The organism is Brevibacillus sp. FW301-21C12A, assembly GCF_058788915.1.
The window spans coordinates 64713-77335 of record NZ_JBYTBG010000011.1 but is presented as its reverse complement, the minus strand read 5'-3'; the positions used below and the strand labels follow the sequence as shown (position 1 = coordinate 77335).

Annotated in this window: 11 protein-coding genes; 6 read left to right on the top strand and 5 right to left on the bottom strand. The window is 50.8% G+C overall.

Annotated elements, in window-relative coordinates:
* Window positions 1-103: 103 nt before the first annotated feature.
* From fumC to AC3WQH_RS09675, 3 genes are all read left to right on the top strand, one after another.
* Window positions 104-1492: a class II fumarate hydratase gene (gene fumC, locus AC3WQH_RS09685; protein ID WP_005830113.1), complete on the top strand. Its 1389-nt coding sequence runs from the start codon at window positions 104-106 to the stop codon at window positions 1490-1492.
* 445 nt (window positions 1493-1937) lie between these two features.
* A complete protein-coding gene (locus AC3WQH_RS09680) occupies window positions 1938-2342 on the top strand; it encodes a hypothetical protein (RefSeq protein ID WP_005830112.1) in 405 nt (134 codons plus the stop codon).
* A 296-nt stretch (window positions 2343-2638) separates the two neighbouring features.
* A complete protein-coding gene (locus tag AC3WQH_RS09675) occupies window positions 2639-3175 on the top strand; it encodes a transposase (RefSeq protein ID WP_007778362.1) in 537 nt (178 codons plus the stop codon).
* Window positions 3176-3509: 334 nt separating this feature from the next.
* Here AC3WQH_RS09675 and AC3WQH_RS09670 read toward each other — a convergent pair whose 3' ends face one another.
* The gene (locus AC3WQH_RS09670) at window positions 3510-3797 is read right to left on the bottom strand and encodes a hypothetical protein (protein ID WP_327920287.1); all 288 of its coding nucleotides are present in this window, start codon (window positions 3795-3797) and stop codon (window positions 3510-3512) included.
* A gap of 45 nt (window positions 3798-3842) precedes the next feature.
* Between AC3WQH_RS09670 and AC3WQH_RS09665 the strand changes: the two genes are divergently transcribed.
* The 3 genes from AC3WQH_RS09665 to recQ all read left to right on the top strand — a co-directional run bounded on the left by AC3WQH_RS09665 (window position 3843) and on the right by recQ (window position 6939).
* Window positions 3843-4136 (top strand): hypothetical protein, encoded by a 294-nt coding sequence (locus AC3WQH_RS09665; RefSeq protein WP_007778365.1) that lies wholly within the window; start codon window positions 3843-3845, stop codon window positions 4134-4136.
* A 15-nt stretch (window positions 4137-4151) separates the two neighbouring features.
* A complete protein-coding gene (locus AC3WQH_RS09660; protein WP_081592079.1) occupies window positions 4152-4853 on the top strand; it encodes an IS4 family transposase in 702 nt (233 codons plus the stop codon).
* Between the two features lie 310 nt (window positions 4854-5163).
* The gene (recQ, locus tag AC3WQH_RS09655) at window positions 5164-6939 is read left to right on the top strand and encodes a DNA helicase RecQ (protein ID WP_122952843.1); all 1776 of its coding nucleotides are present in this window, start codon (window positions 5164-5166) and stop codon (window positions 6937-6939) included.
* A gap of 135 nt (window positions 6940-7074) precedes the next feature.
* Here recQ and lplT read toward each other — a convergent pair whose 3' ends face one another.
* The 4 genes from lplT to AC3WQH_RS09635 form a co-directional block, all read right to left on the bottom strand.
* Window positions 7075-8265 carry a lysophospholipid transporter LplT gene (lplT, locus tag AC3WQH_RS09650; RefSeq protein WP_007778375.1) on the bottom strand — a complete coding sequence of 397 codons (1191 nt, stop codon included), beginning with the start codon at window positions 8263-8265 and terminating at the stop codon, window positions 7075-7077.
* A gap of 1 nt (window position 8266) precedes the next feature.
* A complete protein-coding gene (locus AC3WQH_RS09645) occupies window positions 8267-10375 on the bottom strand; it encodes an AMP-binding protein (RefSeq protein ID WP_290426340.1) in 2109 nt (702 codons plus the stop codon).
* A 108-nt stretch (window positions 10376-10483) separates the two neighbouring features.
* Window positions 10484-11122 carry a response regulator gene (locus tag AC3WQH_RS09640; protein WP_007778384.1) on the bottom strand — a complete coding sequence of 213 codons (639 nt, stop codon included), beginning with the start codon at window positions 11120-11122 and terminating at the stop codon, window positions 10484-10486.
* Window positions 11123-11124: 2 nt separating this feature from the next.
* Window positions 11125-12519 carry a sensor histidine kinase gene (locus tag AC3WQH_RS09635; RefSeq protein ID WP_492332003.1) on the bottom strand — a complete coding sequence of 465 codons (1395 nt, stop codon included), beginning with the start codon at window positions 12517-12519 and terminating at the stop codon, window positions 11125-11127.
* Between the last annotated feature and the right edge of the window lie 104 nt (window positions 12520-12623).

The following is a 12623-nucleotide window of genomic DNA, read 5'->3' as shown; positions in this document are numbered from 1 at the left end:
AATGAAAATCATTATCATTTTAAATGAATACGTCTGCTCTCATTCCAAAATGGAAAAAGTGGACATGATAAAAGAGGCAATCATTCATAGAGGAGGATGCGAGATGGAATTTCGGATCGAAAAAGACACGTTGGGTGAAATGAAAGTGCCTGCGGACAAGTTGTGGGGGGCGCAAACGCAGCGCAGCTTCCAAAACTTCGAGATCGGCGAGGAGAAAATGCCGCTTGAGGTCATCCGCATGTTTGCCATCCTGAAAAGAAGCGCGGCCCTGGCGAACCAAAAGCTGGGCAAGCTGGACGCGGAAAAGGCCGAAGCGATCGTAACGGCAGCCGACGAAGTCATCGCCGGAAAATGGAACGAGCACTTCCCGCTGGTTGTCTGGCAAACCGGAAGCGGCACCCAATCCAACATGAACGTCAACGAAGTCATCGCTCGCCGCGCCAACCAGTTGCTGGAGGAAAAAGGCAGCAGTGCGCGGATTCACGCCAACGACGATGTGAACAAATCGCAAAGCTCCAACGATACGTTCCCGACTGCTATGCACATGGCGGGACTGGTAGCCATTGAGGACCAAGTGCTGCCTGCGCTGGCGCTGCTCAAGCAGACGCTCAAGGAAAAAAGCGAAGCCTACATAGACATCATCAAAATCGGCCGGACGCATTTGCAGGATGCCACCCCGCTGACACTGGGCCAGGAAATCAGCGGCTGGGTGCGTATGTTGGAAAAAACAGAGAAAATGATTCAGGAAAGCAACGAATATTTGCGTGAGCTGGCGATTGGCGGTACAGCCGTCGGAACCGGCATCAACGCCCATCCGCGCTTCGGTGAAATGGTCGCTGCGGAAATCAGCGAAGCGATCGGCAAAAAATTCGTGACCGCCGAAAACAAATTCCACGCGCTGACCAGCCACGATGAGCTTGTTCACGTACACGGAGCGTTGAAGGCGCTGGCAGCCGACCTGATGAAAATCGCCAACGACGTCAGATGGCTGGCGAGCGGACCGCGCTGCGGCATCGGCGAAATCGTCATCCCTGCCAACGAACCGGGCAGCTCGATCATGCCAGGAAAAGTCAACCCGACACAAAGCGAAGCGATTACGATGGTGGCGTGCCAGGTGATGGGCAACGATGCCGCGATCGGCTTTGCCGCAAGCCAAGGGAACTTTGAGCTGAACGTGTTCAAGCCTGTCATCATCTACAACTTCCTGCAATCGGCCCGACTGCTCGCAGACGCCATGAAGTCGTTCAACGACCATTGCGCGGTCGGCATCGAGCCGAACTTGCCTGTCATCCAGGAAAACCTGAACAACTCCCTGATGCTCGTAACCGCGCTGAACCCGCATATCGGCTACGAAAACGCAGCGGCAGTAGCCAAGCTGGCGCACAAAGAAGGCATCACGCTCAAGCAAGCGGCTATCAAGAGCAGCCTGCTGACCGAGGAGCAATTCGACCAAATCGTGCGTCCTGAGCAGATGATTCATCCGAAGGAATAGTGGGATTCACAGAGCCGATGATGGCAAGAAACAATAAAAATTTTGGCTGCTAGGCCACTTGGCTGACTCCATTCATAGGCGTCAGTTTTTTTTTATTCTCTCTCAGTGATCGCCTTTCACTGTAGAACTGAAACACTCGTTAGTTCTCAGTGGAATGTAGATTACTAGTATCGAGGCTCTATACCGTGGGAAGGATTTCAAAAACTTTTGCCGCTTTGTATCATTTTAGAAAAAAGGGTTTTTTTAATGTAATTCCAAGGATTTGGGAGTATATTATCATTTTTTGGAATTAATAGCTGGAATTGGATGAAAAATGCTTTTTTGGAGTTGGAAAAATATTGTATAGCATTGGTACACTTCAAAGTAAGGTCTACGAAAAGAGAGATAGAAAGAGTAGGAATAAAAGTTGCGTGAGATCATATCGAATCGAAAAGAGGTTATAAAAATGAAAAAAGCTTTTAAAAGTACTGCTGCAGTGCTCTCCTTAACCCTTGGAATCACTGGTGTTTTGCCTGTAGCTAATATAGCTAATCAAAGCGCATACGCCGCAAGTAGCGACGAGTACATTGTACTTGGGTCTTATTATCTTTCAAAAGATCAAGTAAAGTATATGGCTAGTATTATGAGAGGTGCGACAAGTGGAGGTGCGACAATTGCTGAAACTCTGATCGGGTTTTTAGGGCCTGGAGCAACAGTAGCAATGGCGGCTACAGCACTTTCTGCTAATGCACAACTTCAAAATGAAGTATTGTATGCAGCAGATCATAATATGAGGGTTCAGGTTGTGGTTAAAGATAAGAAAGTGCATACTTCATATTCAACTGTTGTAACATTTACAGCGGTAAAATAATAGAGAGAATGTTAGCTGTCGTCGTAGTAACAAATCTGGCTTCGACCTTTTTCAAACTATATTCTTCTATCTCTTGATATCCTCATTTTCTAAGACCTGAGATGTTTCTTAAAACCATCAACTCGTTTCGAAGTTTTCATAGTAAAGGAGCCCCTTTTTGCTCCAAGATTTTTCGGAGATAAAAGTGTATTGGGGCTCCTTGCTTTTTTCTACAATGGAATAAACATACTACACAGGAAATTACCTCTGTGGATCGAAGTAATGGAGTAACCATTCCTTGATGAACAGAGGTTTTTATGCGTCCAAAAAATCGAATTATTCCCCAGAATCACATGACCCGACAAGAGATTGCGGAAGAGTTAAACAGACGTGGTGTGAGAACGACAGACCGCAATGTTCAAATGCTTTACGAGCGTTATCTTACTCTCCTTGGAGCCAGTGTAGACCAACATATACGCGAAGTGTTGCATCATGTAAGTTCACAAAACGGAGGATTGATGCTTTCCATGGATGGTGTGCAACCAAAAAAAGGGAATGAAACTTTATATGTCATCCGTGAAGTGTTTAGTGGGACGGTACTAGCTGCCAAGAATCTGAAAAGCGGATCATCAGAGGAACTACAGAACCTGATTCGCCCTATCGTAGAATTGGGTTACCCTATTATTGGCATTGTAAGTGATGGGCAACAATCCATTCGACTAGCCTTTGAAACATTGCTCCCCGACGTCCCGTATCAATACTGCCAGTATCATTATCTGAAAGACATCGCTACACCGGTTATGGACTTGGACCGAAAACTTAATAACTTCGAAGAGCATTACAAAGAAGTATGAGCGTCCAACTCTGAGCGGCTACCTGAATCAACCACTTTTGGACGCGGTTTCGCTTTTTCCCCGGAGCCGGGCAGTCCAACCCCCAGCAGGGAGCCCAAGAAGCTACAGCGATTTCGCCTCTTTCCTCGCCCACCGAAAGCCCCGATCAAGCGAACTACATCGTAGCAACAACTTACATCATCCTCCCAAGCCCCTACCCCGCATCCCACTGCCAGAATTAATCTCTCCCACGCACTCTTTAGATTTTCTTTAAACATTTTTGCTATAGTGGTCAGTAATGACTCAGATTCGTGCGGAGGTGCAGCCGATGAGAATATTAATCGTAGACGACGCCCTAAGTATTTTTTTTTCGTTCGTTTTTTGAAATATTTTGGGATTTTGATTTTCCGAGACCTTTAATCCTTCCGTCTTCATAAACTCTTACATCGAGATCGCTGACCTTAACCATGTCAAAACTAACCTCTTCTTCAATCTCTTTAAAGTCTTTGCTGGCAGCACCTACAGTAAATGGGATCAAGCTAGTCAGTGTAACAGTTGCAACTAGAGAAGCTATGATTTTTTTCTTGAAAAGGGAAACATTTTGAAAACCTCCTAATGTATGGTATATTTGGACCGTAACCATATTGTGGAAATGCGTCAATGTTTGTAAAATGAAGGGGATATGTAAATGAAAAAGAAAAAACTTATTGTTTTTTTGGGTACATTGTTTCTTGTAATGATGGGGCTTTTACTAATATGGAGTATTTATTTTAAGGAAAAGACAGTAGCCATCGTAAAAGTAAAAGAGGTTAGCAATGACTTCATAGTAATTGAGGATCAGCTCAACGTGAAAACAACTATTGATGTCCCGAAGGTTATTACGAAATTAATTAAAGCGAACGAAGAATATTTTGTAGAGTATGAGTCTAGCTTTATAGGATTGCCGAAACTTGTTTCTATAGAACCCCTAAACGAAAGATGAAACCACTAGCGTTGCATTAATGTTGTCGAAATAACCAAAAAATTTTGTATTTACGCAGGACACAAAAAAATCCTTTACAGAAAAACCATCCAACTGACTCCAGCGCGTGTTCATGACCGGACTCAACTTGACACGCTTGTAGACAAGCCTGGTACGACGTATGTGTTTGATCGGGGATTTGTGGACTACGCCAAGTTTGACGCGTTCTGTGAACGCCGGATCTTCTTCGTTACGCGAGCAAAGAAGAAGGCAGCGATTCGCTATCTGTTTGATCGTCCTGTTTCCGAAGGGAGTTCCATCAAAAGGAATGGTTATGTACAAATAGGGACACAGCAAAATCGCATGAACCATGTCCTTCGCCTCATCGAGACAACCGATTCACAGGGAAACTCCCTTCTGCTGATTACGAATCGATGGGAGTTATCTGCCCAAGGGATCAGTGAGATGCATCGAAGTCGCTGGGCCATTGAAATCTTTTTTAAATGGTTGAGGCAGCACGTGAAGATTACTTCGTTTTACGGGAAAAGCCAAGAAGCCGTTCTGAACCAAGTTTTCATTGTGCTGATCGCCTTTTGCTTACTTTTCTTGGTCAAAATCTTCTCCGCTGGCCAAGCGAGCTTGTTGCAAGCCTACCGGTGGTTACGTGTCATGCTCTGGGAGGATAGCCAAATTTGGTGGGAGCGATTAACGTCGAAGCGAAGAAAGCTTGATACATAAACGGGAAAGAACCTGTTGTGTAGCATCTAGTATAACTGCATATAAATACCAAAATGGACGGAACTACCTTTGTGGGTCACTCCGTTCTTTCACCATTTGAAAACGAAGAACGCATTCAGAAAAATCAGATTTTTTTCTTGCGCTCCCAGGTGGTTGAAGAAGAAGAGAGTCATATGAAGAGAAAGGCTCTAATTTTAAGGGGTTAAACCGTTTTTCGTGTGCTGTGCTTCCCCTTGTTTTGTCCCAGCACCTATGTTTACACTAAATAGAATCGAATAAACCAATCTATCGAAAGAGAAGGTGATTCTCTTTGCTCCATAAAGCACAGGAAGTTTTGCAAAAATACTTTGGCTACGAATCATTTCGCGAAGGACAAAAGAAGATTATCGAGAGCCTGCTGGCAGGCCATGACACGATAGGCATCATGCCGACCGGCGGTGGAAAATCAATCTGCTATCAAGTACCGGCCATGCTTTTCGACGGCGTAACGATCGTCATTTCGCCGCTTATCTCGCTGATGAAGGACCAGGTAGATGTGCTGGTCAACATGGGGATTGCGGCGACACAGATCAACAGCTCGCTCGACTACAGCGAGGTTCGCGAGCGCTTGCGGATGGCGGCGCGCGGGGAGTACAAGCTGCTTTACATCGCTCCTGAGCGGCTGGAGTCGGAAACGTTTCAAAATTTGATCCGCAATGTGCCGATTTCGTTCGTCGCTGTCGATGAGGCGCACTGTGTCTCGCAATGGGGCCACGATTTCCGCCCCAGCTACCTGGAGATCGCCCGCTTTTTGCGCACGCTGCCAGAGCGTCCCATCGTCGCAGCCCTGACAGCGACGGCGACGCCGGAAGTGACCGCCGATATCAAGCGCCAGCTTTCCCTGGAGGATGAGCGTCTCTTTATCACTGGTTTTGGCCGCGACAACCTCATCCTGTCGGTGCGCAAAGGAGAAAACCGCCGCGGCTTTATCCAGGCGTATTTGAAAGCCAACAGGCAGCATGCCGGAATCATCTACGCCGCCACGCGAAAAGACGTCGATGCTCTGCACGCCGACCTTGCGAAGCGCGGCTTTTCGGTCACCAAATACCACGCCGGGCTGTCCGAGGAAGAGCGGGCGGCGAATCAGGAAGCGTTCCTGTTCGATGACGTCCGCACGATGGTCGCGACCAATGCATTCGGGATGGGCATTGACAAGTCCAATGTGCGCTACGTCATCCATTACAACATGCCGAAAAACCTGGAGGCGTACTACCAGGAAGCGGGACGCGCCGGGCGCGATGGCGAGCCGAGCGAGTGCATTTTGCTGTACCAGCCGCAGGATATCCAGACCCAGTCGTTTTTTATCGAGCAAAACCAGTTGACCGACGAACGCAAGGAGCACGAGTACAAAAAGCTGTATGCCATGGTCGACTACTGCCGGACGCCGCGCTGCCTGCAGCAGTACATCGTGCAGTATTTCGGCGAGGCGGATGCGCCTGAGTGCGGGCGCTGCCACAACTGCACCGATGAAACCGAACTGACCGACATCACGCTCGAAGCGCAAAAAATCTTTTCCTGCGTCAAACGGATGCGGGAGCGCTTCGGCGCGGCACTGGTCGCCCAGGTACTCAAAGGCTCGAAAAACAAGAAGGTCACGCAGTTCCGGTTCGATCAGCTTCCGACGTACGGGCTGATGAAGGAGTACAAGGAAAAAGAAATCGCCGACCTGATCCAACTGCTCATTGCCGAAGGATACTTGCAGGTGACGGAAAGCCAGTACCCGACTGTGAAGCTGGGAGAGCGGGCGCTGCCAGTGCTCAAGGGCGAGGAGCGCGTCGTGCAAAAAATCTCGCTCCGCCCTGTGGCGCTCGCAGAGGACGACGAGCTGTTCGAGCAGTTGCGTGCGCTGCGCAAGGAAATCTCACAGAGCGAAGGCGTGCCGCCATACGTCATTTTCCACGACAGCACTTTGAAGGAAATGAGCAGCCTCTGCCCGACCGACAAGCAGGCGATGCTCAAGATCAAAGGTGTGGGCGAAGCCAAGTTCGACAAGTACGGCCACCTCTTCCTGGAATGTTTGCAAAACTACGCCGCTGTCAAGCCGTGACGGTCATTGTCACGGCTTTTCGCTATTGTAGCGGTGGTCAAAACAAAAGCCGTGACGCTGACTATCACGGCTTTTGCTACTTTATACACTGGCGCCATCCACTCACGCACGCAGCAGTCTTCTCTTTCCCCCGCTTTAGCCCGCGATTCGACTGCGATGCTTCATCAGATACAGCAGAAAAGCCAGAAGCAGCAACCCTTGGGCGACGATAGCAACGGAGATGGAGGCGCCCAGGAATACGACCAGGTAGTAAATCCCCGACCCGGCAGCCATCAAAAAGTTTTCGATAAAATTTTGAATCGCAATCGTCTTGCCGGAGCCGACCATCTTTTTGCCCTCGTCCTGCAAGATCGTATTCATCGGAATGATGAACACCCCGCCCATGAACCCGACCAGAAGCAGCAGGCAGATCGCAATAACTGTTACGTGAATCCACGGAAACAACACGATGATGAGAAACATGCCGAAGCCGTAGCCGACTGAGCGGGTGAACCGGGACAGCGGAATCAGCCGCGGGGCGAGAAAAGCGCCGATGATGATCCCGATTGACGTCGTAGCCAGGATCAGCGAGACGGAAAAGCTTTGCGGGTTAATCCCGAGTGCGGCGGGTATCCAGGCCAGCACGGCGACCCGCAGCACAGCCGAGCTCATCCAGAAGGCACCGGTTCCGATCAGCGCAAAACTCGTTTCCGCACGGTTCATCAGGTGCTGGAAGTCGATGAAAAAGCGGCGTGCTTCCGTACCGTAACGAATCGAGGCGTTCCCCCGGATGCGCGGGATGAAAAAGGTCATGCCCAGCGACAACAGGTAGAGGGCAAGACAGATGCTCGAAGAGAACAGCGGCGCTGTCATGGAGGCGATCGCTCCGCCCCCGCCGATTCCGGTCAAGATCGCGACGATCGTGTACGCCTCAATCCGCGCGTTGGCCTGGAACAGCTCCTGTTCATTGCGAGTCAGCTCCGGCAGGATGCCGTACTTGGCAGGCGAGTAGACAACCGCGCCGACCCCCACCGTAAAGTAGCAGAGCATCAACAGCAAAATGCTGGAGTGATCGATGACGAACAGCAGCACGACACCGAGTGCTTTTATCAGGTTGCCGATCACCAGAACGAACGATTTGGCGTGTTTGTCGGCAAAAGGCCCGACGAGCGGAGCGAGAAAAACGTACGGCAGAAAAAAGGAAATGGAAACGAGTGCGAGCATTGCGGGAGAAAAGCCGTTCTCCCGCAGCAGGTTGGCAATGACAAACAAAATCATGTTGTCGGCAAAGGCCGAGAGAAATTGCGTGAAATACAAGGCTTGCAGCGGTTGTAGTCGCATCTTCACATCAGTTTCCTCCACTTTCCGCCAGTTGCTTCAGACTGACGTAGTCCGTTTTTCCGCTCCCGAGAAGTGGCAGAGTTTTGATGACCTGCATCGTGCCGGGAATGAGCAGCGGCGAGTATTGCTTTTCCGTCAAATACGTGCGCAGTTGACTGAGCTGAACGGTTTCATCTGTAGTAAACAACAGGACGCGCTCGCCTTTTCGCTGGTCGTTGACGGTGATCGCGGCAAAGCCGGAGTGACCGAAGCATTGCATTGCCAGCTCTTCCACCAGATTGAGCGACACCATCTCGCCGCCGATTTTGGCAAAACGTTTCAGGCGAGACTGAATGCTGAGAAAGCCTTCCTTGTCAGCCGTCACCAGATCGCCTGTGTGGTACCATTCCCCGGCGGGCACGAAGCCTTTGCCGTGAATCAGGTAGCCTTTCATGACGTTCGGGCCTTTGACGAGCAGCTCTCCGCCTTCGTCAATGCCTGCGACCGGGTCCAGCCGATAGCTCATGCCGGGCACGAGTCGACCTACTGTTCCAGGCTTGTTGGCGAGCGGCGTGTTGAGCGCGAGAATCGGAGCGGTTTCGGTCGCGCCGTAACCTTCGAAAATCCGCACGCCGAACTTATCCATCCACAGCTTGCGCACGTCGTCCTTCAGCTTTTCTGCGCCTGCAAACACATAGCGCAAAGAGTAGAAGTTGTACGGGTGCGCCATCCGTCCGTAGCCAGCCATGAACGTCGAAGTCCCGAACAAAATGGTCGCATTCTGATCGTACACCAGCTCCGCAATCGCCTTGTAGTGCAGCGGGCTCGGATACAGATACACCGGAATGCCCTTGATGATGGGCAAAAGCGTGCCAGCAGTCAGTCCGAAGCTGTGAAACATCGGCAGCGCGTTGAAAAACTTGTCGCGGCTCGTAATGTCGATCATGCTGGTCACTTGCTGGATGTTGGCGTACAGATTGGTGTGCGTCAGCACGACGCCTTTTGGCTTGCTTTCGCTGCCGGAGGTGAACAGAATCAGTTCATTGGCACTCTTCGCGGCTTTTTTCTTTGTCACATACGCGGTGAGGGCAGCCAGCTTGTCAAAAGCGGTGGCCGATGCTTTCAAATCTTCCAGGTAAATAATCTGGATGCTCGGCGAAAGGCCCGCGATAATGTGCTCCAGCTTGCCTTTTTCTATGAAGGCGCGCGAGGTCAGGATCGTATCGATACGGGCTGTCTCGCAGCAGTCGAGCAGCGAACGGATGCCGAGCGAAAAGTTCAGGATTGCAGGTGTTTTCCCGATGCAAAACAGCGCCATCAAAGTAACCAGGTGCCCGACCGAGTTGGGGAGAAATACGCCGACGACCGGTTTCCCCATTAAGGGCTGTTGCAGTTTGTTGCCGAGCAGATAGCTGCCGATGAGCAGGGTGCGGTAATTGATGGCCGAGGTCAGGTCTTTGGCGATCTCCATTTTCGGCCCGTTAAGGCGGGCGGCTGCCAGCGCTTCATCGAACAGGTTGACGTTTTGCTTCATCCGGCTTTGGAACAGCTCCTCCTGCATCGTGCGCAGGATCAGGTCGTTGGCCGACGCCTTTTGTTCACGCATCGAGCGGTTTTCGTCGCGAGCGATGGTGAACGGCGTGCCGACGGTCATCGTAACAGCAGGGAACAGCGAGCGGCGCAGCTTGCCTTGCAAATAAGAGAAGATCGAGCGCTCCAGGCCGTTGATCGCGATCGGGTAGACGGTTGCGCCTGTTCTCATGGCGAGGTAGCCGACGCCGCTGTAAATTTTCATCAGGCCGCCCGTTGTGGTGATGCGGCCTTCCGGGAAAATCACCAGCGTTTCTCCTTTGCGGATGACCCGCAGCATGTGGCGGATCGAGTACGGGTTGAGCGGATCGATCGCGATGTGTTTGCGGAAGCGCAGGAAAAAGGCAAACCGCTTGGCGATCCCGGTGTTGACGACAAAGGTAGCTCCCGTAGGCAAGCAAAAGGAAAGGAGTACCGCGTCGAGCAGGGAGACGTGATTGGGAATGATAAGTGACGGCTTCGTCAGGTCGATTTTGTTTACACCGTGAATGCGAGGCCGAAACCACAGCAGCAAAATCATTTTCAGGAAGGCATGAATGAGGACCATGTAGACCACACCTTTTCAAAGGATAATGGCGTTGCTTTATAGTCCTCATTGTAAGGAGTGGGGGAAGTAAAAAAAGTACCAACATTCATTGGTACCTGGTCATAATACCTAGAATAGCTTTTTCTGGCTCGCTTTTGCGGCCGCTTCTTTGCTCGTTTTGACGCCCATTTTTTTCAGGATGCGGTTGATGTGGTTTTTGATGGTCCGCTTGGTGATGTGCAGGGACTGCTCGATTTGCGTCTGCGTCTTTCCCTGGTGGATCAGTTGCAGAATGTCCTTCTCCGCGGGGGAGAGCAGCTTCTGGTTTTCTTCGTTTTTCAGGCGCAAAAACTCGTTGCGCAAGGCAGCCGCTGCTGTCGGGTGAATCGCGGACTGCTGGTTGTGGGCAGCGCGGATGGCGTCGGGAATTTCCTTGAAGCTGGACTTGCTGATGTAATTGACGGCGCCAGCAGAAAAGGACTCGACAATCACATCTTCGGCGGTCAAGGACGTGAGCATGATGATTTTACAGTCTGCCTCAAGCGCAATCAGCTCCATCGCGGTTTCGATTCCGTCGAGATTGTTCTCGGTCAGGTTGATGTCCATCAGGACGACATCGGCTCCTGCTGCCAAAAAGCGCTCGATCGCTTCCGCTTTTGTGCCCGCCTCGCCGACGACGGTGAGGTCTGCTTCTTTGTTCAGGTAGTCGACCAATCCTTTTCGCCAGACAGGGTCGTCCTCGACGAGAAATACTTTGATAGTCTCCATGTTCATATCCTCCCTTCTGTTTGGGCAGAGCTTGTGATGACTCGTTTTTTCGGGAAGAACAAAAACACCGTCGTTCCTTTTCCTGGCTCGCTGTATATCTCCAGCATTCCCTGATGCTTTTGCATGACGTTATAGCAATAGGAAAGTCCAAGGCCGAAGTTTTGTCCGGTTCGTTTGGTAGAGAAAAAAGGGTCGAGCACATGCGGCAAATTTTCCTTGGAAATGCCTGTACCCGTATCCGCGATGGCGATGACGAGGTGACGGTTGGACAAAAACAGTTGCAGGGTGAGCTTGCCGCCGGACTTCATCGCTTCGATCGCGTTCATGCACAAATTGGTGAGAATTTCACGAAGCTGCACGGGATCGCCGTACAGGTGGAGGCTCTCATCCAGCTCGCATTCCACCAGCACCTGATGCTTTTCCATGTAAGGCTTCAAGTTTTGGATGACTTGCTTGATGATCTCGCCAGGCGCGCTGGGGGATTCGCGCAGCTCGACGTCGCGAAGCTGGTTTTGAATCCGGTTCATCATGTCGAGCATGTGCTGGGAGGATTGCAGGAGGACGAGCGCGTCTTCCTTCAGGTTCGGCTGGTTTGTTTCCTCCGCGTACGATTCGATCCGATCGGCGTACAGCGAGATTTTCCCCACTTCGTTTTTGATCGTGTGATTAATGATTTGCGCTCCTGACGTGAGAGCGCGCAACGTGCTGTCCAGACGTCTTTTTTCCACGCGGAGCCGGACGCCCAAAAAGCCGTATTTCAAACTGATGGCAACAATCAAAATGAACTGGATCGCGACGACCAGCATGTTGTAGCGCCATGCTTCGTAGTCATTCTGGATGCGCATGATGTAGATGAAGATAAAGACGAAAAAGAGCGGGACGATGATTAACACGTTCGTGAAAAAGCTGTTCTTTTTGACCAGTGGGTCTTTCTCGTTCCGGTACTGTACGATCAGCAGAGTGCAGGCGATCAGAAAAAAAGGAATGACCCATGCCACCATGATCCAGTAATTGAAGGCCAGTACAGGATAAATGGGGGTGATCGCGAGCATTAGCGCCGGGAGGCAGAGCGCGGCGAACTGGGCAATCAGCTTTGTTCTCCGGGTGAGAAACTCCGCCGAATGGACGGCGAACATGAGAAACGAATAAGGCAACCCGACCTGGCAAATAAAGGACGAGAGGCAGCTAAGAAAAAGCAAAGTCTGCTCCGTCCCGGCATTCATGGTAAAAGCATCGGCCCAGAGCGGCATGATCGTCTCGTCAATGACCGCCGAGAGGAAGCCGCCCCCTCCGATAAAGGCAGTGGCGCAGGCCCAGCGGATCGACGTGCGTTTCGGGTCCGTGAACAGGACCAATAGACCTAGCGCCCATATGGTGAATAAGATGAAAACCATCATGGCAAGCGATCTCCTGTGTCAGTCATGTTACACCCATTATAGCGTACCTGGGAGGCAGAAAACGAAAATGAATCGGTTTCCAAAAAATAGGCAAGCAGCCATCC

Excerpts from the sequence above, each read along its gene's own strand:
- AC3WQH_RS09635 (WP_492332003.1), bottom strand. The coding sequence starts at position 12,519 with ATGATGGTTTTCATCTTATTCACCATATGGGCGCTAGGTCTATTGGTC.
- AC3WQH_RS09645 (WP_290426340.1), bottom strand. The coding sequence starts at position 10,375 with ATGGTCCTCATTCATGCCTTCCTGAAAATGATTTTGCTGCTGTGGTTT.
- AC3WQH_RS09680 (WP_005830112.1), top strand. The coding sequence starts at position 1,938 with ATGAAAAAAGCTTTTAAAAGTACTGCTGCAGTGCTCTCCTTAACCCTT.
- AC3WQH_RS09675 (WP_007778362.1), top strand. The coding sequence starts at position 2,639 with ATGCGTCCAAAAAATCGAATTATTCCCCAGAATCACATGACCCGACAA.
- AC3WQH_RS09640 (WP_007778384.1), bottom strand. The coding sequence starts at position 11,122 with ATGGAGACTATCAAAGTATTTCTCGTCGAGGACGACCCTGTCTGGCGA.
- AC3WQH_RS09670 (WP_327920287.1), bottom strand. The coding sequence starts at position 3,797 with ATGGTTACGGTCCAAATATACCATACATTAGGAGGTTTTCAAAATGTT.
- fumC (WP_005830113.1), top strand. The coding sequence starts at position 104 with ATGGAATTTCGGATCGAAAAAGACACGTTGGGTGAAATGAAAGTGCCT.
- AC3WQH_RS09665 (WP_007778365.1), top strand. The coding sequence starts at position 3,843 with ATGAAAAAGAAAAAACTTATTGTTTTTTTGGGTACATTGTTTCTTGTA.